This window comes from Blautia pseudococcoides, assembly GCF_001689125.2.
GTDB classification, from domain to species: Bacteria; Bacillota; Clostridia; order Lachnospirales; family Lachnospiraceae; genus Blautia; species Blautia pseudococcoides.
In genome coordinates this window covers 1,318,832-1,338,034 of sequence record NZ_CP015405.2, presented here as the reverse complement: position 1 = coordinate 1,338,034, position 19,203 = coordinate 1,318,832, and the positions used below count along the sequence as shown (strand labels likewise).

16 protein-coding genes and 1 pseudogene are annotated in these 19,203 nt (G+C 48.0%); 2 read left to right on the top strand and 15 right to left on the bottom strand.

Features of this window, described 5'->3' with window-relative positions; genetic code table 11:
• The 8 genes from A4V09_RS06215 to A4V09_RS06180 all read right to left on the bottom strand — a co-directional run bounded on the left by A4V09_RS06215 (nucleotide 1) and on the right by A4V09_RS06180 (nucleotide 9,055).
• Nucleotides 1-1,899 carry a YgiQ family radical SAM protein gene (locus A4V09_RS06215; protein WP_065541585.1) on the bottom strand — a complete coding sequence of 633 codons (1,899 nt, stop codon included), beginning with the start codon at nucleotides 1,897-1,899 and terminating at the stop codon, nucleotides 1-3.
• Nucleotides 1,896-2,573 (bottom strand): HAD family hydrolase, encoded by a 678-nt coding sequence (locus A4V09_RS06210; RefSeq protein WP_065541584.1) that lies wholly within the window; start codon nucleotides 2,571-2,573, stop codon nucleotides 1,896-1,898. The genes A4V09_RS06215 and A4V09_RS06210 overlap by 4 nt, the downstream gene beginning before the upstream one ends.
• Nucleotides 2,566-3,282, bottom strand: a complete 717-nt coding sequence (locus tag A4V09_RS06205; RefSeq protein ID WP_065541583.1) for a pseudouridine synthase — start codon at nucleotides 3,280-3,282, stop codon at nucleotides 2,566-2,568. Before A4V09_RS06205 ends, A4V09_RS06210 begins: the two co-directional genes overlap by 8 nt.
• On the bottom strand, nucleotides 3,282-4,640 hold the full coding sequence (locus A4V09_RS06200) for an RsmF rRNA methyltransferase first C-terminal domain-containing protein (RefSeq protein WP_065541582.1): 1,359 nt from the start codon (nucleotides 4,638-4,640) through the stop codon (nucleotides 3,282-3,284). The genes A4V09_RS06205 and A4V09_RS06200 overlap by 1 nt, the downstream gene beginning before the upstream one ends.
• A 46-nt stretch (nucleotides 4,641-4,686) precedes the next feature.
• Complete coding sequence (locus A4V09_RS06195) at nucleotides 4,687-5,505, bottom strand: GTP pyrophosphokinase (protein WP_065541581.1); 819 nt, start codon at nucleotides 5,503-5,505, stop codon at nucleotides 4,687-4,689.
• Between the two features lie 187 nt (nucleotides 5,506-5,692).
• Nucleotides 5,693-6,361 (bottom strand): M23 family metallopeptidase, encoded by a 669-nt coding sequence (locus A4V09_RS06190; RefSeq protein WP_242963976.1) that lies wholly within the window; start codon nucleotides 6,359-6,361, stop codon nucleotides 5,693-5,695.
• Between the two features lie 160 nt (nucleotides 6,362-6,521).
• On the bottom strand, nucleotides 6,522-7,970 hold the full coding sequence (locus A4V09_RS06185; protein WP_065541579.1) for an aminoacyl-histidine dipeptidase: 1,449 nt from the start codon (nucleotides 7,968-7,970) through the stop codon (nucleotides 6,522-6,524).
• Nucleotides 7,971-8,740: 770 nt separating this feature from the next.
• Nucleotides 8,741-9,055: a hypothetical protein gene (locus A4V09_RS06180; RefSeq protein ID WP_157123460.1), complete on the bottom strand. Its 315-nt coding sequence runs from the start codon at nucleotides 9,053-9,055 to the stop codon at nucleotides 8,741-8,743.
• Nucleotides 9,056-9,067: 12 nt separating this feature from the next.
• Between A4V09_RS06180 and A4V09_RS06175 the strand changes: the two genes are divergently transcribed.
• A complete protein-coding gene (locus A4V09_RS06175) occupies nucleotides 9,068-10,021 on the top strand; it encodes a sporulation protein (protein WP_065541577.1) in 954 nt (317 codons plus the stop codon).
• On the opposite strand, the gene A4V09_RS06170 is transcribed toward A4V09_RS06175, so the two are convergent.
• The 4 genes and pseudogenes from A4V09_RS06170 to A4V09_RS06155 all read right to left on the bottom strand — a co-directional run bounded on the left by A4V09_RS06170 (nucleotide 10,001) and on the right by A4V09_RS06155 (nucleotide 12,113).
• A complete protein-coding gene (locus A4V09_RS06170) occupies nucleotides 10,001-10,624 on the bottom strand; it encodes an ATPase (protein ID WP_065541576.1) in 624 nt (207 codons plus the stop codon). The genes A4V09_RS06175 and A4V09_RS06170 overlap by 21 nt on opposite strands.
• A 22-nt stretch (nucleotides 10,625-10,646) precedes the next feature.
• Nucleotides 10,647-11,138 (bottom strand): pantetheine-phosphate adenylyltransferase, encoded by a 492-nt coding sequence (gene coaD / locus A4V09_RS06165; RefSeq protein ID WP_065541575.1) that lies wholly within the window; start codon nucleotides 11,136-11,138, stop codon nucleotides 10,647-10,649.
• A 10-nt stretch (nucleotides 11,139-11,148) separates the two neighbouring features.
• A pseudogene (gene rsmD, locus A4V09_RS06160) lies at nucleotides 11,149-11,706 on the bottom strand (16S rRNA (guanine(966)-N(2))-methyltransferase RsmD); the annotation flags it as partial.
• A 14-nt stretch (nucleotides 11,707-11,720) separates the two neighbouring features.
• On the bottom strand, nucleotides 11,721-12,113 hold the full coding sequence (locus A4V09_RS06155; RefSeq protein ID WP_065541573.1) for a methylglyoxal synthase: 393 nt from the start codon (nucleotides 12,111-12,113) through the stop codon (nucleotides 11,721-11,723).
• A 264-nt stretch (nucleotides 12,114-12,377) separates the two neighbouring features.
• Between A4V09_RS06155 and A4V09_RS06150 the strand changes: the two genes are divergently transcribed.
• Nucleotides 12,378-12,623, top strand: coding sequence for an alpha/beta-type small acid-soluble spore protein (locus A4V09_RS06150; protein WP_018598013.1), 246 nt, complete (start codon nucleotides 12,378-12,380; stop codon nucleotides 12,621-12,623).
• Between the two features lie 134 nt (nucleotides 12,624-12,757).
• Here the strand turns inward: A4V09_RS06150 and A4V09_RS06145 are convergent, their stop codons facing one another.
• The 3 genes from A4V09_RS06145 to recG form a co-directional block, all read right to left on the bottom strand.
• On the bottom strand, nucleotides 12,758-13,177 hold the full coding sequence (locus A4V09_RS06145; protein ID WP_242963973.1) for a DUF6465 family protein: 420 nt from the start codon (nucleotides 13,175-13,177) through the stop codon (nucleotides 12,758-12,760).
• 84 nt (nucleotides 13,178-13,261) lie between these two features.
• Nucleotides 13,262-17,059, bottom strand: a complete 3,798-nt coding sequence (locus tag A4V09_RS06140; RefSeq protein WP_065541572.1) for an FtsX-like permease family protein — start codon at nucleotides 17,057-17,059, stop codon at nucleotides 13,262-13,264.
• A 52-nt stretch (nucleotides 17,060-17,111) separates the two neighbouring features.
• Nucleotides 17,112-19,169: an ATP-dependent DNA helicase RecG gene (recG, locus tag A4V09_RS06135; RefSeq protein WP_065541571.1), complete on the bottom strand. Its 2,058-nt coding sequence runs from the start codon at nucleotides 19,167-19,169 to the stop codon at nucleotides 17,112-17,114.
• Nucleotides 19,170-19,203 lie beyond the last annotated feature (34 nt).

Below are 19,203 nucleotides of genomic sequence, written 5' to 3'. Positions count from 1 at the left end.
TCACCTACTCTTCTTTTTGTGGATGTTTCTTATTGTTTTTCTCTTCTGGGTATTTCTGCGGTCTTTTGTTCCGGCCCCGCGCTCCGCTTCGTTTCTCTTTGTATCGGTTCCCCTTCCTGTACGGATGAGACATTTTCTGTCTGTTCCGATCAGGTCGGTTCTTCCCGCTGTTATGAGGGCCTCTTTTACAAGTTCCCGGTTGGCGGGGTTTTTATACTGGATCAGTGCACGCTGCATGGCTTTTTCGTGGGGATTTTTCGGTATATATACCGGCTCCATGGTTCTTGGGTCCAGGCCTGTGTAATACATACAGGTGGACATGGTGGACGGCGTCGGATAAAAATCCTGCACCTGCTCCGGCGTGAATCCCATATCCCGCACATATTCCGCCAGTTTCACTGCCTCCTTCATGGTGCATCCCGGATGGGAGGACATGAAGTAGGGCACTGCATACTGCTTTTTCCCTGTGCGTGCGTTTGCCTTTTCAAAATCCTTCAAAAATGTTTCATATACAGCATGTTCCGGTTTTCCCATATAGAAAAGCACTTTGTCTGACACGTGTTCCGGTGCCACCCGGAGCTGTCCGCTCACATGGTGTTGTGCCAGCTTCTCCAAAAATTCCTTGTCCCGGTCTGCCTCCACATAATCAAAGCGGATTCCGGAGCGGATAAATACTTTCTTAATTCCCGGAATCTCACGCAGCTTTGCCAAAAGCTCCAGATAATCCCTGTGGTCCGCCTCCAGATTTTTGCAGGGCTTTGGAAACAGGCATTGCCGGTTTTTGCAGACCCCCTTAGTCATCTGCTTTTTACAGGCAGGATGACGGAAATCTGCGGTAGGGCCTCCCACATCGTGGATGTATCCCTTGAACGCCTTCTCCTCTGTGCACATAACTGCCTCATTCAGAATGGATTCATGGCTTCTTGCCTGTACGATCCGCCCCTGATGAAAGGCAAGGGCACAAAAATTGCAGCCTCCGAAGCATCCCCGGTTGCTGGTGAGACTGAACTTGATTTCTTCAATTGCCGGTATTTTCCCCATTTTCTCATACATGGGGTGGTACGTGCGGGTATAAGGCAGATGATAGACCTCATCCATCTCCTGTGTCGTGAGGGGCTTAGACGGCGGGTTCTGTACCAGATATCCCTGCTTCTCATAGGGTTCTGCCAAAACTTTCCCTGTAAAAGGATCCATATTTTCATACTGGATACGAAAACTCTCGGCATAGGCCTTCTTGTCTTTGCACAGCTCCTCATAGGATGGCAGGAGCACACCGCCCGGCAATTCCTTTGTACGGTATACCGTGCCCGGTATATGGTGTATATCACTGACCGGAGTCCCCTCATTGAGCGCCCTTGCTATGGCAAGGATACTTTTTTCTCCCATTCCGTAAGAGATCATATCCGCCCCGGAGTCCAGAAGCACTGAACGTTTCAGGGAATCAGACCAGTAATCATAATGGGCGAATCTTCTGAGCGAAGCCTCAATACCGCCGATGATCACAGGCGTGTGTTTATAAGTTCTGCGTATCAGATTGCCGTACACGATAACTGCCCGGTCGGGGCGAAGCCCCATTTTTCCGCCGGGGGAATAAGCGTCCGTACTGCGGTGCTTTTTTGATACGGTATAATGGTTCACCATGGAATCCATATTACCTGCTGACACCAAAAAGGCAAGGCGCGGTTCTCCAAACACCGAGATGCTGTTCTCATCCTTCCAGTCAGGCTGGGCAATGATCCCCACACGATAGCCGTAAGATTCCAGAAGCCTGGCAATGATAGCCGTGCCGAAAGAGGGATGGTCCACATAGGCATCACCGCTCACAAAGACAAAGTCCGGCCGGGTGATTCCTCTTTGTTCCATCTCTTTACCAGTTACCGGCAAAAACTCTGTCATCATATGAGCACCTCATAAGTATGGTCCATCACCTGGAAATAATCCGCAATATAGTAATCTGCCAAATTTCTCTTCTGATCTGTCTGCTGTGCACTGAAGGCATCCTCCATGGCACAGACCTTCATGCCCGCATTCTTTCCTGCCAGTATCCCCATAGGGACATCTTCAAACACCAGACATTCCTCAGGGTTTTTATGTAATCCCGCTGCTGTTTTCAGGTACACATCCGGTGCCGGTTTACCGGCCGGCACATCACAGCAGGTAGTGATGCTGGAAAAATAATTTTCTATAGAGTGGGCCTTCAGCACCATCAAAATCAGCTCCTTGCTGTTACTGGAACAGATGGCAGCGGGGATCTCTTTCTCTTTTAAATAACCTAAAAACTCCCGCACCCCTTTTTTCAGAGGAATCTCATGGCAGTATTTGTGTTCTGCCATGGTGACCCAGGTGCTTTTAATGGCTTCCAAAGAATCCGGAAGGGCAAAGCGTTCTTTAAAATATGCCGCAGTCTCTGTAAATCCCATTCCCTCCAGCTCCTGCTGGAACTCTTCCAGATTCTCCGGCACCTCCAGCCCTTTCATAGCCAGAAACTCCTCGTCCACAGCCTTCCACATCCACATGGAATCCACCAGGGTTCCATCCAAATCAAATAATACTGCATTGATATTTTCAAGCATTGTTCTTTAACCTTTCTATCTCTTTCGCCGAAAGTTTTCGGTACTGTCCGGGTTTCAGCTCTTCATCCAAAATAAGCGGGCCCATGGAGAGCCTTTTTAAGTATACCACTTCATTACCCACAGATGCAAACATACGCTTTACCTGGTGGAATTTTCCTTCCCTGATGGTGATGCAGCACTGCCTGTCTCCAGGCACAAACCCGGTGATATCTGCAGGCATGGTCAGATTTTCTTCACCGATATCCACACCTTCACACAGCTTTCTGCTGTCCTCCTGTGACAGGTTTTCTCTCAGGCGTACAAAATATGTCTTGTCCACATGCTTTTTCGGTGAGAGCAGCCTGTGAGCCAAAGCCCCGTCATTGGTGATGAGGAGCAGGCCTTCTGTGTCCTTATCCAAACGTCCTACAGGAAACAAATCTTTCCTCTTTTTTGAAACTATGCAGTCCAGAACCGTTTTCTCCCTGCTGTCCTCTGTGGCGGAGACTACGCCCTGGGGCTTATTCAGCATATAATATTCAAAATCTTCATATGCCACTTTCTCCCCGGAAGCCAAAATCTCATCGGTATCAGGGTCAACCTTAAACTCCGGTTTTGTGACGGTCCCGCCGTTTACTGTCACCTGCCCGCCTTTCAAAAACTTTTTCACTTCGCTTCTGGTGCCCAGCCCCATATCAGCCAGGTATTTGTCCAATCGCATCTTTCCCATTACTGCCATCTCCATCCGGCATAATATTTATTCTTCAGAACGCCTCCCGCCAGCTTGCCAAAACCTAAAGGATAATCTTTCACACAGATGAGCTGCCACCCCTTCTGCTTTGTGACCGGCAGATCCGATACATCCAGGGTCTCCCCTTTTAGGTATTTGACTGCCCGCACATCCTCCGGTTCCAGCCGGATGCAGGAGACAAACGCCTCTGGCTTTAAGGCCATAGCCAGTGCCTGGGAAGGCTCAAATCTGTTTTTCTTCAAATCCCCCAGATAGAGCCCTGTGCGGAGATAGCGGAGTTTCGGCATCTCCTCCCTAATGGGAAGAAGGTAAAGTCTGTCACGGTCCAGTTTCAGCCTCTCTCTGTCTATGGGGCAGGCCAAAAGTGACAGAAACTCCTCCACACAATCCGGCATCTTCTGCGGCTTTCTCTTTCCCGGACGCCGCCTGTCTCTGCCGCTGTCTTCCCCAGTCTTTTGGCTCTTTTCCAGTAAAGCCAGAAAATGCCCTTCACCGGGCATTCTGTGCGGGAAAATCCTGACACATTTTTCAAGTCCGGCGCCTTTTGCAAATCCTTCGTAGGGAAGGATCTCCTTCAGACGCATATCCGGCATATTCTGCAGCAGATATTCAATCACTTCCTCGTCCTCTTTCCTTGAAAATGTGCAGGTGGAATATAAAAGCATTCCTCCCCCGCGCAGCATACCGGCCCCCTGAAGAATGAGTTTTTTCTGTATGGGGACATAAGCCTCAGGCCCTCTCTCCTTCCAGTATTCCATCATCCTGGGTTCCCGGTGGAACATTCCCTCCCCGGAACAGGGTGCATCAATAAGCACTTTATCAAAAAAACCTGAAAAATTTCTCTCAAGCACCTCCGGGTCCTCGCTGGTCACGTAGATATTGGGAATGCCGGCCATCTCCAGATTTTTCAATAAAGCCTTAGCCCGGCTGCTGCTGATGTCATTTGCAAAAAGCAATCCCTCTCCTCCAAGCCGGCTGCCCAGCTCCGTGGCCTTGCCGCCGGGAGCCGCGCATAAATCCAGCACATAATCCCCAGGCTCCACGGGAAGCCTGCTGGCCGGTGTCATAGCACTTGGCTCCTGGATGTAATAAAGTCCCGCATAATAATAAGGATGCCTGGATGCACGCTCCTCCTCCTTCAGAAAATACCCATTGGGTATCCAGGGTACTTTCTCCATGGAGAAGGGGGAGACAGCCTCAAATTCTTCACATGTGATCTTTGCTGAATTGACACGAAGCCCCTGCATCACCGGCAGGTCAAGGCTCTTTTTATAGGCCTCCAGCTCCGTGCCCAGCAGTTCTTTCATTTCTTGTTCATAAGCACTCGGCAGATTCATTTTTCTTTCTGTGTAACTGAATGTACCTTTCCAGTTACCTTTTCCTTTACATAATCTCTTCTGTAGCCACTGCCTGGGCCCGATAGCCCTCAGCGATAATATCCAGTTCCCGGTGGAACCTCTCCAGCCTGGACAAATCCTTTGTCTCATAGATCCGGTAAAATTCATCCTGTATTTTTGCCACTTCCCGCTTGTTGGAGTAGTGGTATAGATTCTCAATATTATTCAGGATTCCGGTCACCAGATTCGACTGGTGCAGCATGGAATTCTGTGCGTCCATAACCTCACTGCGTACAGATGACATTTCTTCATCCAAAAGCAGAATGGACTGGGCCGCATGGTTCAGCCGCGCCTTTAAATGAAGCGGCATATTTCCCTTGTACTTGTACTGCAGGGAATGTTCAATGGTTGCCCAGAAATTCATGGCAAGGGTACGGATCTGAATCTCAGCCCTGATCTCTTTTGGGCCGTCTAAAGTCTCCACATGATACAGAACGATCATATGATAGCTTCTGTATCCACTCTCTTTCATGTGTGTGAGATAATCCTTCTCCTCCACCACCTGCATATCCCGGCGCTTTCTTATTATCTCTGCTACTTTTTCAATATCTTCATAAAACTGGCAGATGACCCGGATGCCGGCGATATCTTCCACCTTCTCCTCCAGGTCTGCCCAGGATATATTTTTTCTCTGCATTTTCTCCAGAATACTGTTAATTGTTTTGACTCTTCCGCTTACTTGCTCGATGGGGGAGTACAGGTCCTTTTCTTTGTGCTCCTTCTTCAGATGGTTAAATTTGATAACCAGCTCTTTGACAGCAAGTTCATACGGAATCAGCAGTTCACGCCATAAATGTATCTCCATAAGACATTACTCCTTACCAGTGCGCCTGTTTTTCTGTCCCTGATCGCAGCCGCATCTTTTGCGGCACAATTTGCGGGGTGCCCGAATGGGTATCCAGAGCCGCGCGCTTTGATTTCCCTATAACGGCCTGGTTTTCGCGTAAGGTATATTAAGTATAGCATATTTCCATAGCTCTCACCATAGAAATTCAGTAACTTATCTCCTTTGTATGATTCTTCAGGTATACAAGCACAGGATACGGATTTAAGGCATATTCCTCCTCACTACCGTATCTCACGTATAATCCCATATGTAAATGGGGTGCAAACTTCCCGCGTGTCCCCTCTTCACCATATCCGCTGTCACCCAGAAACCCCAGAAGCTCTCCTGCTTTCACAGCTTCCCCCTCCCGAAATTCCCTGCCGTAACCACTCAGATGGGCATAATAAAAATAGCCTCCTCCCGGACTTCGGATTCCAATCCTCCAGCCTCCCAAGGGGAGCCATCCCACCTTCTCCACAGTTCCGTCTGTGACACTGATGACAGGGTAATACCCGGAAAGCATTGCTTTACCGAAAATATCGCAGCCTTCATGTTTCCGTTTTCCCCCATAATTCCGCTCCTCCATCCAGGTATCCGCAAAAGAAAACGGATCTTCCTTTTCCACAGGGCAAACGGCAAGAGGAAAATACTCCATATCCTGCCAAAAAGGCAGAAAAAGTTCCATCTCCTCAGAAGACATACCTGCTTTCTCCATCTCCTGAACAGGAATCCCGGCTTCCCGCAGGGTTTCCAGGGAAACATGTTCTTTCAGGGAACTGATGGCAAAAACATCTGCAAACACCAAAATCAGAAAAAACAGTATCCATTTCCGCACAAAAATTCCCCCATCTGACATAAAATTCGGCTGTGCCTGTACCAGAGCATAAAAAAGCCCGCTCTTACCCGTACATATCATTTTATGAACAGACAGGGGAAAATATTCCAATTATTTCAATTATTTATGACAATAGAAAGTTCGCGGAGCGTGCTTTCTATCATTTCAATCTTTTTAATACTTCCAGCAGATATTCATAGACTCTGGCTGTGGAGGAGATGGAAAGTGTCTCCTCAGAAGTATGGATATCCTTCATATCCGGTCCTATGGAAATACAGTCAAGTCCCGGAATCTTCTCGTAGAACAATCCGCATTCCAGACCCGCATGGATCACCTGTACAGCAGGCTCCTCCTGAAACATTTCTTTGTAAACCTGGACCATCAGCGGACGCAGAACAGAATCCTGACGATACTCCCAGGAAGGATAATCCCCTTCCACATGATACTCACCGCCTAAAAATTCCGTCAGATACTGTATTTTCTGACCCAGTGCTTTTTTCGCTGAACCTGCGGAGCTTCTCACACTGGCGGAGCAGGTCAAACACGCCTCCGTCAGTCTGGTAACACCCACATTGCAGGATGTCTCCACAAGTCCCTCAATAAATCCGCACATCTTCTGAATACCGTTTGGATAGTTTACAAGGAAGAAGATGACTTTTTCCTGGCTTACAGGGTGAAGCACCTGTGCGCTCTTCTCGCCCTTACACGCAGCCGTCACCGTGATTCCCTCATCCGTACCTGTATATTCTTTTCTGAGCATCTGCGTAAATTCTTCGGCATAGCTTACCAGCCTTTCCCCATCTTCTGCTTCCACCAGTACAGAAGCCTGTGCCTGACGGGGAATCGCATTATCCTTTTGTCCGCCATTTAGGGAAATAAGTCCAAACTCCCCATACTCTCTGAACTCATGGAGAAACCTTGCCATAAGCAGTGTGGCGTTTGCCCTTATTTTATCAATCTCTGCCCCGGAGTGGCCGCCCAGAAGTCCATCCACCTTAATATCATAGCAAATCCCTGTTCTCTCCTGATACTTTACAGGCAGCTCACTAATACTTGTCATACCGCCCGCACAGCCTGCCCAGAGAATCCCCTCCTCCTCAGAGTCCAGATTGATCAGATACTTCCCTTTCATGGAAGTCGTATCCAGAGCAGATGCTCCCAAAAGTCCAATCTCCTCATCCACGGTAAACACAGCCTCAATGGCCGGATGCTGCAGTTTATCATCCTCCAAAATAGCCAGCTCATAGGCTACAGCAATCCCGTTATCACCACCCAGCGTAGTGCCGTCCGCATGTATCACATCCCCCTCAACAAAAAGTGTGAGCGGGTCTTTTGTAAAATCATGGGTACTGTTTGGAAGCTTCTCACAGACCATATCCACATGTCCCTGCAGAATCACCGCCGGAGCATTCTCATATCCGCCGGCAGCCTCCTTAAATATGATCACATTCCCGCTTTCATCCTGAATATAACGAAGTCCATGCGCCTTGGCAAAATCCGCAAGATAATCACTGATCCCCTGCGTATTCCCAGAGCCATGGGGAATTTTTGTAATCTCCTCAAAATAATGAAAAACTCTTTCCGGTTTCAGATTCTCTAATACTGACATATCAATTCCTCCTGTAATTTTATTCCTCTGCTGTCTTCTATTTTGTCACATTCTCCCCTGATTGGCAAGGGATAGGAGGGTGGTTTTTTTTACTTGTTTTTTTTTGGGGTGGCTCACGGACGGAGAGGTGGGGGGAAGGGGGCTGTGTCCGCTCGACGTTCCGGAACCAGTGAGCTAACCGATAACTGCGACTAAGACGCTCACCAGCGGGTTCGCGCCAAGTCTCCGTAATCGGTGGATCTCACAGGCTCCTCCACTTAACCTCGCTGACACAGCTCCCTTCCCCCCACCTCTCCTGCTATTCTCTCCGGAACTAGAAAACATGTAAAAATTTTTATTAGTAGTAAAAAACAAATCTACGTTTTTATAAAAACAAAACCCTAAGTATCTATTTATTATCGGCAATTACCTGGGCACATCCCTGACAGCAATATAAACTTCTACTTAAACGTAGTTAATCTTTCAATACAATTCCTTAAATGCAGTCCACCTTTCAATACACTTCCTTAAACGCAGTCCACCTTCCAATACACTTCCTCAAACGCAGTCACCTTTCAATACACTTCCTCAAACGCAGTCACCTTTCAATACACTTCCTTAAACGCAGTCCACCTTCCAATACACTTCCTTAAACACAGTCCACCTTCCAATACACTTCCTTAAACGCAGTCCACCTTCCAATACACTTCCTTAAACGCAGTCCACCTTCCAATACACTTCCTTAAACGCAGTCCACCTTCCAATACACTTCCCTAAATGCAGTCCACCTTTCAATACACTTCCTTAAACGCAGTCCGCCTTTCAAACACACCCCTGAGCCAGTGAAAACCAGGAAGCGTATGGGAGAAGGCCGGGGGAGAGGCGGTATGCGTGTGAGTGATGTTTAGTGGAGCGCCGCGGAGATCCACCTGCCCCAGTTCCTTAATGAAGAGGCCATTGCCGATGAATTTAGGAAATGGGAGCAGGTTAGCTCCGTGGCAGCGGAACGCTTCACTCACACGCATACCGCCTCTCCCCCGGCCTTCTCCCATACGCTTCCGTCCGCATTCATCCACATTCCCTCGCATATACTTAAAAAAACCCAAAAGAGGCCCCTCATGAAACGCTCCCTCTCCCTGCTCCCCTTCCTTATTATGCTTGCATTCCTCCTCCTATTCCCGGACACCTCCTTCACCTGCGCAGCCTCCGGCCTGATGCTTTGGTTTGAAACCCTGCTGCCTTCCCTGCTGCCCTTTATGATCATCTCAAACCTGCTGATCAAGACTGACCTGCTGAAAAACTGGATCCGTATCCCCGCCGGACTGTGGCACCGCTTTTTCGCCCTCTCCTGTGACGGTGCCTACGCTCTGATCCTTGGCCTTGTTTGCGGCTATCCCATGGGCGCCAAAGTGACTGCTGACCTCTACCTGGAAAAACGTATTTCCAAAAAAGAGGCCGAATACCTGCTCACCTTTGCCAACCACCCCGGTCCCTCCTTCCTATCTTCCTATGTCTGTCTGCAGGCCCTTGGCCAGAAGGCACTGATCCTGCCTACCTATGGCATCATCTATCTTGCCAACTATCTGTGCTGCCTCCTTTTCCGAAGGAGAGCCGACCGCCAGGCCATTGCCGCTGATTCTGACGATCATGCAGAAAACAAAAGAAACGAAAAAGAGATATCCATCCAATCCCCCGTGGGAGAAATTCTGGATACCTCTATTATGAACGGATTTGAGTCCATCACAAAACTGGGAGGATATATCATCCTCTTTTCTGTCTTCCAGGGTGTCATTAAAAAGGTATTTGCACCTTTAGGGCCTGTTATGTATCTCATGTGCGGCATCACAGAAATGACCACCGGCATCACTGCCCTGGCAGGTACTGGCTGGGACCTTACGATCCTGTACCCTATGCTGCTGGGGATCACTGCCTTCGGCGGAATCTGCGTTGCAGCTCAGACAAAATCCATGCTTGCGGGAACAGACCTTTCCTTCGGGCCTTACATATGGGCAAAAATCGTCAACTTTCTGCTCACAGGCCTTCTGGCAATTTTATTCATCGAAATCATCTAAATCATCATCGTCCAAAGATACGCTCTCTGTCGGTGCAGTTTCCTGTACCGGCGCTGCTCCTCCAAGCTGGGGCTGCAGTTCGCTTCTGTTTCTGTTGATCACATCCAGAGAAGCCTGCAGGGAACGGACAAACTCGTTGTATTTTGCGCCTGCATCCTCAAGAGTGTTGGCCATGATCTGGCCCATATTAGCCATCATTTCATCTGTATAGGAAATTGCACTGAGACGCAGGTTATTGGCATCATTGGTTGCCGCGTCAATGATCTCCTGAGCCTGACGGTTAGCGGTATTCACTGTCTCATTGGCCTGTGCGTATGCCTGCTGCATCACCTCAGACTCCTTTACCATCTCCTGTACCTGAACTTTAGTCTCAGCAATAATGGTATCTGCCTTAGCCTGGGCATCTGCCAGGATGGCATCTTTGTTACTGATGATCTTCTGGTATCTCTTGATCTCATCCGGAGTTTTCATACGCAGTTCACGAAGAAGTTCTTCTAATTCTTCCTTGTTCACTACGATTTTGGTGGTGGACAATGGCTGATATTTGCAGCTCTCTACATATTCTTCAATTTCTTCGATAATCTGTTCAATTCTGCTACTCATAATCATTCTCCTTATTGTATTCTTACTTTTTTTCCTTCTGTGCGAATTTTTCTCTCACTTTTTCAACGACGTACTCCGGAACGAACTTAGATATATCCGCGCCGAAATAGGCGGCTTCTTTTACAGTGGTGGAACTTAAGTAGGCATATTCCAGGCTGGTAGTCAGAAACATGGTATCCACATCCCTGGCAAGCACCCGGTTGGTCTGTGCCATCTGCAGTTCATATTCAAAATCAGTAATTGCCCGCAGACCGCGGATAATCACCTTGGCATCACAGCTTCTTGCGAAATTCACCGACAGCCCTGAAAATGATGTCACTTTCAGGTTCGGGATATCCGCCGTCACTTTCTTTAATATATTAACACGTTCTTCGACAGAAAACAACGGACTTTTTTCAGAATTCATCAAAACTCCAACAATCACCTCATCAAAAAGCTCCGCTGCCCTCTTTATCACGTCCAGATGTCCAAAAGTTGCCGGGTCAAAGCTGCCCGGATATATTGCTCTCACCATCGCTCGTATCTCATGCCTTTCTCAGGAAAATGTGCCGGTTCGTTTTGTATCTCTTGTCTTTTACCATAGTGAAGCCGTACTCTTCCAGATAATCAAAGGGTGTCTCTAAGGAGGCTTCCACCACGATCAGGGTATCCTCATCCACAAAGGATGCTTGGGAAAGCACCGAAAGCACCTGTTTTTCCAGTTCCCTATTGTAGGGAGGGTCCATGAAAATACAGCCGAAGGGCTCGCTGCCCTCCAGAACGCCCAGGGCAGAAAAAACGTCCTGGCAGTAAAGTTCTGCTTTATCAGCAAGCCGGGTAAACTTCAGATTTTCCCGAATGCACTCTGCCGCTTTTTTATTTTTTTCTATAAAGACACACGAATATGCCCCTCTGCTCAATGCTTCAATTCCGATAGCACCACTGCCTGAAAAAGTATCCAGGAACCGGCATTCACATAGGTAAGGCTGCAGCATATTAAACAGCGTCTCCTTGATTCTGTCGGTGGTCGGCCGGGTGTCCGTACCGGGGATTGTCTTGAGGGGCATACTCTTTGCACTTCCTGCAATCACTCTCATCTTGTTGTAATTCCTTTTCTCTACTTACTCAGCCGCCAATCCAGATCACCATGGTCAAGTCCCAGAATCAGGGATTCTGCTGTAGCGATATTCGTAGCGATAGGGATATTGTACTGGTCACAGCACCGGGAAATCTGGTAGACATCCGGTTCTTTCTGATCGATCATAGCCGGGTTATAGAAAAAGATCACCATATCTATATCTCCCCGCTCTATCATTTCTGTAAACTGCTTATCTCCGCCCATGCTTCCCGGAAGGAACTTGTGAACATGCAGATTGGTCACTTCCTCAATCCTTCTGCCCGTTGTCCCGGTGGCATAGACCTGGTGTTTTGCCAGAATATTCTTATAAGCAATACAAAAATCTTCAATCAGAGGTTTTTTACTGTTGTGCGCTATAATACCAACATTCATATTCTATCATCCTCATTTTCTTTTATCAGAACAATTATAGCAAATATAACAACTAACTGCAATTATTATTTTAAATTTTATACATATTTTACAGATTTATACAAATCAACCTGCGCAAATTAAATGTTTTATTCACTGAACCCTTATTGTAATACAATTCACAAAATTTGTCAAAACTTGAAAGAACTTCTATGTGTAAAAATATAAATAAATCACATACTACCATTGTAACAAAAAAACAAAACATTTAAGGAGGAAGAAAAAATGTCTAACACAAATTCTTCTAACAGCGCAGCAGTACCCGAAGCAAAGAGTGCATTAAACCGTTTTAAATATGAGGTAGCCAATGAGTTAGGTGTACCGCTTACAGACGGTTACAACGGAAACCTGACTTCCAAACAGAACGGTTCTGTTGGTGGTTATATGGTTAAGAAAATGATCGAAGCACAGGAAAGACAGATGTCAAGCGGAGGATCCACTCCGATGTCTAACGGTTCTACTCAGCTTTAATTAGAAGCTTAAAAAGTTCTGAACAGTAATGTTCAGCAAAACTGAATGAGCCTTCATTCAAAAAAGAGGGCGCTTCTTCCCAATGAAGGAGCTCCCTCTTTTCCTTTTACATAAAACCTCATGAAAGCACGTTCTTATAAATCTACTTTATTTCCGCCTTCTTTGTATTCCTTGTTGATCACATAGTAAGCGGCATTCTCTTCCGGTTTGATGTAAATCTGCATTTCTTTGATGTCGCTCTCTTTTTTTCCGGTCTCGTCCATCCATGCTTTTTTTACACTGTTCTCAATATCTTCAACCTTGTATTCACTGCCCATGCACTGAACATAAACACATTTCTTTGCTTCTGCAGCCTTTGCAGCAGGTTTTACAGCAGCTTTTTTCTCAGCTACGGCTTTCTTTGCAGCGGCACGTTTTACAGGCTGTTTTTTCTCTGTGGTTTTCGCAGTTTTCACTGGTTCTGCAGCGGTTACTGCTTCTGTCTTTTTCTCGTCGGTCGTTGTCTTCACAGCCTCTGTTGCTGCTGCTTTTGTCGTTGATTTCTTAATAGGCATAATAAATCTCCTCCTTTTACATACCCTTTGAAATTTCGATTTTCCCGTTAATCATATACCTTTTTTTAAAAAAATTCAAGTTTTTTACTCCACACTTTTCATGGACTCCACCATATCCACCTTTTTTAGGCGGAAATGCATGAAGAAATTTACCACTGCTGAAAAGAATAAAGTAATCAGGATACTGTACACAAAACTGATGATTTCAATGTCTCTGCCGAACATCATAATATCCGTTTCCGCTGTGAGGATCACAAACCTATGCAGGATTTTTCCAAAGAAAATCCCCAGAAAACACCCAATAAGCGTCAGGCAGACATTCTCTCTGAGTACATATCTGGATACTTCCATATCATAAAATCCAAGGACCTTTAAAGTAGCCAGCTCCCGGATCCGCTCACTGATATTAATGTTATTCAGATTATATAATACAACAAACGCCAGCAGGCCTGCAGCGATGACCAGTACATAGATGACCGTATCAAGGCTTTTCAGCATATTGGCGATCCTGTCCGCTGTTTTGGTGATAAAAGACACTTCGGACACCTGGTCATATGCCATATATTTTTCCTGCATACTATCTTCAAAAGAACTTTCCGTGGAGCTATTGATCGTAAGATAATCCACAAATTCCGGCGTTTCACCGAACACCTGGCTGTACAGTTTGGGTGAAATGTAAATGTAATGAAGGAAATAATTCTCTGTAATATGGGAAACCTTCACTTCAAAACGGTCCGTCTCCTCCTCTTTCAGGACCACCGTGTCGCCTTCCTTCACATCCAGCAGCTTTGCCAGTTTTTCCGATATGATGATCCCGTCATCTGACAGCTCATAATGTTCTTTTGTTGTGCGGCTGCGCAGGTCAGCATATTTTTTGAATTCTTTTGCATCTTCCGGGACCATGACATAGGCGCTTTTCGTCACATCCTCTTTCACGTTTTCAATATCCATGGATGTCTTGTAAACTGCCATGAATGATTTGATGTCCTTATCCTTCTCCATGGCTTTCACCACTTCGTCCTTTTCCTCCTGTGTCACCTTATCCTCCAGAACCACCTCTGCATGATAGGACAGCAGGTCATTATACTGGATCGTGCCAATGGAACGGACAGAATCCTTGACGCCGAATCCCACCAGCAGAAGTCCCATGCATCCGCCGATGCCCAGCACAGTCATGAAAAACCGCTTCTTATAACGGAACAGGTTGCGGACTGTGGATTTGTTGGTAAAGCTTAAGTGATTCCAGATGATCCCCACCCGTTCCAGCAGCACTCTTTTTCCTGACTTTGGAGCTGCTGGCCGCATCAGTGTTGCAGGTGTGGACATAAGCTCTTTATAACAGGCGATTCCGGCTGCGGCTGTGGTGCAGGCAATAGCCAGAAGTGTGGATGACACGGAATACCCCACATGAAGGGGTGCCACTACCTCAGGAAGGTTATTATAAAGAATGCCATAAGCATTGATAATGACAGGCGGCAGTATCTTCTGCCCTGCCACCAGCCCCGCCAGGCTGCCTATAAGAGACGCCAGGAGGGCATAACACAAATATTTTGCCGCTATGGATAACTTACTATATCCCAGCGCCTTCAAGGTGCCGATCTGGGTTCTCTCTTCCTCCACCATGCGGGTCATGGTGGTCAGGCATATGAGGGATGCAACCAGGAAAAAGATTGCCGGAAATACATCCCCGATAGCCTTGATCCTGTCAGCATCCTGCTCGTACTCCACATAAGTCTGTATGTGATCACGGTTGAGAACGTGCCATTCCGGCACATCCAGTTCGTCCAGTTCCTTCTGCCCATCCGCAACTTTTTGCCGGGCATCCGCTATCCTCTCGTCGGCATCGGCTTTTTTATCTTCGTATTCTCTGCGTCCATCCGCAAGCTTCTGCCGGTTCTCCTCAATCTCAGACTCCCCGTCTGCGATTTCTTTTTCTCCGTCCGCAAGCTGTGCTTTTCCGTCATCCAGTTCTTTTTTTGACTGGATGAGCTGGTTTTTGGCGCTTGCAAGCTCTGTTTCCTTGGATTCCAGAAGTGCCCTGGCCTCATCTAGCTGATCTTCTCCGTCAGCCAGCTGGACTGCACCTTCCTCCACCTGAAACTTTCCAGCTTCCAGCTCCTGCTCCTTCTCCTTGATGAGTTCCTCCGCCTGGGCCAACTGGTTCTCCCCCGCCCCAAGCTCTGCCTCCTTGGATGCCAAGGTCTTTTCCTGCTCCTCCACCTGGGCTAACTGCTTTTGAAGATCCTCCAATGTGACTGGCAGGGTATTCTGCTGCTCTTTGAGTACCAGAAGGCCCTGATCCATCTGTTCCTTCTGTTCCTGAAGCTGCTGCAGAGTTGACTGAAGGCCGGTTTGCTTCTCCCCAGCGGCTGTGATTCCTGCTGCAAGTGCTGCCTCCTGCTCTCTCGCCTGACCAAGCTGGGCTTCTAACTGCTGCCGGATATCCTCCGCCTCAGGGGGCAAAGCGGCAAGCTGCTCTTCTAACTGGGCAATCCCATCCCGGACAGCCGCCTGTTTCTGCTGCAGATCCGCTAGTGCTGCTTCCACCTGGCTGATGCCATCCGTAACCTCTGTAATACCGTTTTGGACAGCAGGCAGACCTGCCTCTATCTCCTGGATTTTCTGCTCTACCTGGGCAATACCGTTTTTTGTCTGTGCGATTCCGTCATTCAGCTTTTGTTTGCTCTGGGCTATCTGGGCTTTCCCCTCCTCGATCTGGCTTCGACCATCCGCAAGCGCTGCTTTTTGTGTGCCAATTTCCTGCCAGCCCTCCGCAATCTGCTGCTCACCGTCTGCAGTCTGCGCCCGGGCATCTTCCAGTTCCTGCGTCTTTTCTTTCAGAGTGGACGCATTTTCATAATAGGAGTTCCATCCCTCTGCGATCTGGCTCTCACCATCCGCCACCTGTGCCTGGCCGTCTGCAAGCTGGGCTTCCCCGTCAGTCAATTTGTCCCTGGCGGTTTTTAATTCCTCTTTTGCATCCGCAAGTTTTTGTTCCGCATCCGTGAGTTCTTTTTCTCCGTCATCCAGTTCCTTTTTTGCATCCGCAAGCTTCTTCCGGTTCTCCTCTATCTCCGCGGACGCATCATCCAGTTTTTCCTGACCTTCCCGGCGAACCGACTCATAGCGGATCTTACAACGGCCGTCTGCAATGGCTTCCAGCCGGTCTTCCACTTCTTTTACCGTATCCTCGTACTTCTCAGATCCTGACAAGAGTTCTCCGGCTCCTGCTACACGTATCACGGCCTCTGTATACACTTCCAGGGAAAAGCTTTCCGGAGGAATAACCAGGAAGCTGCTCAGCTCCCCGTTTCCTATCTTGCTGGTTCCTCTGTCCAGACTGAGATAATAGGCAGTGGTTCCGCTTCCCACAATTTTATATTCTGTGACCGCAAGTGTATCCCCGATATCGTCATCCGTACCGGATTTTACAGTGACCGTATCCCCTACCTTATAGCCTGAAAGGCTTAAAAACCGTTCGTCCGCAAGGCATTCGTTTGGTTTTTTTGGCATACGGCCCTGTTTTACTGTTATCTTGTTGATATGGTCATTGGCCGACATCATGCGGACTACAAGCTGTGCTTCCTCTGTACTGCAGAGCACATCGGCACTGTAGCCGCCCCGCACATTCTCCACACCCTTTATATCCCGGATCGCCTCTATGTCTTTCTCTGTAAGACCCAGGTCGCCCAGTACGCGGATATCCATGAAATTGCTCTTGTCATACAGAAGGTCTGCCGACATATTCATATCCGGAGCCGCTGCCCTCACACCGGCAAAAAAAGCAACGCCCAGTGCTGCAATGAGCATAATGGACAGAAACCGGTTCCTGGTCTTTTTTATCTCCATAAAAAAATCTTTTGCTAATGCATTTTTCTTCATGCTGTCACACCTTGGTAACTGTTCAGTATCTTCACCGTTACGCACCTTTTCTCTATAGTCCCGGCAGCTCCAGCCGTTCCTTCGCATAATCCAGAAGACGTGCCTTGAGCCTTCTGTGTTGTTCCAGTGATAAATCCGGGTCCAGCTTCAGGATTGCTCCTCCCGCTTCACTGGCCTCTTTCAACACCTGGGCATCCTGGTATATATCAGCCAGAGCAAATTCCATATCTCCGCTCTGACGGATTCCGAACAGATCCCCCGGTCCCCGGAGCCGCAGATCCTCCCCTGCGATTTCAAAGCCGTCGTTGGATTTTACCAGAATCTCCAAACGCTCCTTTGTCTCCTGGGCGTCCTGCCCCTGCATGAATATGCAGTAAGACTGATGTTCCCCGCGCCCTACGCGTCCTCTGAGCTGGTGAAGCTGCGCCAGGCCGAATCGCTCCGCGTTCTCCACCATCATGACTGTGGCATTGGGAACATTCACACCTACCTCCACCACTGTAGTGGATACCAGAATCTGTATCTCACCGGAAGCAAAGGCACTCATGATCTTATTTTTGTCAGCGGGTTTCATTCTGCCGTGAAGTGGCTCTGTCTTTATGTCCGGAGGCATGATGTTTCGCAGGCGCTCTGTGTAATCCAGTACATTTTCCGCTTCCAGCCCTTCACTCTCCTCCACCATGGGACAGATGACATAGACCTGTCTTCCGGCCTGAATCTCCCGCTCCATAAAAGCATATGCTTTTGGCCGGTAAGAAATATCTACCACACAGTTTTTTATGGGCAGTCTTCTTGCCGGAAGCTCGTCAATGACGGAAATATCCAAATCTCCGTACAGGATTATGGCCAGCGTCCTGGGTATGGGGGTTGCACTCATGACAAGAACATGGGGCTTCTCCCCCTTTTTAGACAAGTCATCTCTCTGGTTCACACCAAAGCGGTGCTGTTCATCCGTCACGACCAGAGCCAGGTTCTCGTACTGTACCTTCTCCTGGATCAGGGCGTGGGTGCCCACCACCATTTTCGCCTGCCCGCAAGATATCTGCTCGTAAATCATCCGCTTTTCCTTTGCTGTACAGGAACCTGTCAGCAGCACCGGCTCAAAGGCCAGTCCCTGCTCCTTTAACAGTTTTTTCAGCGCTTCAAAGTGCTGGGCAGCCAAAACCTCTGTGGGAACCATCAGCGCAGACTGGTATCCATTGACAGCTGCCAGGATCATGGATAGAAATGCGATAATAGTCTTTCCGCTTCCCACATCACCCTGTACCAGCCTGGACATAAGGGTATGTCCTGTCATATCCCTCTCGATCTCCCCCCAAACACGCCTCTGGGCATTGGTCAGAGGGTAGGGCAGGTTCTCTATGACATTCTCTGTCTCCCAAACGGGTTTCATGGTAAAATGGCTGGCAGCATCCTGGGTCTTTTCTTTCATCATGCGTACAGCCAGTATGAAAAATAGAAATTCATCAAATACCAGCCTTCTTCTGCCCAGAAGCATATTCTTTTTGTCTCTTGGAAAATGGATTTCAGAAACCGCAAAGTTATATTCCGCCAAGTGATAATGGCTGCGGAAATCCTCCGGGAGATATTCCTGCACGATCTCCTTCTCATCCAGAGCCTGCTGTACCGTCTTGACCACCAGCTTATTCGTAAGTCCTTTGGTCAGGCCGTAAACCGGATGCAGCGTGTGCAGCATCTCTCCGTACTTTTCAGGCGTGAATACCTCCGGGTGCTCCATTGTCAGGCGCCCTTTCTTTTCCGTGACCATTCCACGAAATATGTAGCAGCTTCCCGAGGATATGGTATTTCTCAAAAAGGGCATGTTATACCAGGTCAGGGAAAGGCTTTTTCCCTCCTCTTTCAGAACAGCTGTCACCACCGTGAGCCTTCCTGTACTGCGCACACCAACTTTTCCGGCTATCCTGCCGGCCACAGCAGCCTTTTTCCCGGGCCTCAGCATTGGGATGCTCTCAGGCTGCGCATATTCTTCGTAGTCCCTGGGGTAGTATCTAAGCAGATCACCCACACTTCGTATCCCCAGTTTCGCAAATAATTTTTCTGTCTTCTCACCAATTCCCTTGATGGAACGGATTGCATCTGCTTCTCTCATATCTGTTACTCCATCCCTGTCTGACACTGCTGTC

Excerpts from the sequence above, each read along its gene's own strand:
- A4V09_RS06195 (WP_065541581.1), bottom strand. The coding sequence starts at position 5,505 with ATGGAGATACATTTATGGCGTGAACTGCTGATTCCGTATGAACTTGCT.
- A4V09_RS06155 (WP_065541573.1), bottom strand. The coding sequence starts at position 12,113 with ATGAATGTTGGTATTATAGCGCACAACAGTAAAAAACCTCTGATTGAA.
- A4V09_RS06140 (WP_065541572.1), bottom strand. The coding sequence starts at position 17,059 with ATGAAGAAAAATGCATTAGCAAAAGATTTTTTTATGGAGATAAAAAAG.
- A4V09_RS06175 (WP_065541577.1), top strand. The coding sequence starts at position 9,068 with ATGAAACGCTCCCTCTCCCTGCTCCCCTTCCTTATTATGCTTGCATTC.
- recG (WP_065541571.1), bottom strand. The coding sequence starts at position 19,169 with ATGAGAGAAGCAGATGCAATCCGTTCCATCAAGGGAATTGGTGAGAAG.
- A4V09_RS06150 (WP_018598013.1), top strand. The coding sequence starts at position 12,378 with ATGTCTAACACAAATTCTTCTAACAGCGCAGCAGTACCCGAAGCAAAG.
- A4V09_RS06215 (WP_065541585.1), bottom strand. The coding sequence starts at position 1,899 with ATGATGACAGAGTTTTTGCCGGTAACTGGTAAAGAGATGGAACAAAGA.
- A4V09_RS06170 (WP_065541576.1), bottom strand. The coding sequence starts at position 10,624 with ATGAGTAGCAGAATTGAACAGATTATCGAAGAAATTGAAGAATATGTA.
- A4V09_RS06210 (WP_065541584.1), bottom strand. The coding sequence starts at position 2,573 with ATGCTTGAAAATATCAATGCAGTATTATTTGATTTGGATGGAACCCTG.
- A4V09_RS06185 (WP_065541579.1), bottom strand. The coding sequence starts at position 7,970 with ATGTCAGTATTAGAGAATCTGAAACCGGAAAGAGTTTTTCATTATTTT.
- A4V09_RS06205 (WP_065541583.1), bottom strand. The coding sequence starts at position 3,282 with ATGGGAAAGATGCGATTGGACAAATACCTGGCTGATATGGGGCTGGGC.
- A4V09_RS06200 (WP_065541582.1), bottom strand. The coding sequence starts at position 4,640 with ATGAATCTGCCGAGTGCTTATGAACAAGAAATGAAAGAACTGCTGGGC.
- coaD (WP_065541575.1), bottom strand. The coding sequence starts at position 11,138 with ATGGTGAGAGCAATATATCCGGGCAGCTTTGACCCGGCAACTTTTGGA.
- A4V09_RS06145 (WP_242963973.1), bottom strand. The coding sequence starts at position 13,177 with ATGCCTATTAAGAAATCAACGACAAAAGCAGCAGCAACAGAGGCTGTG.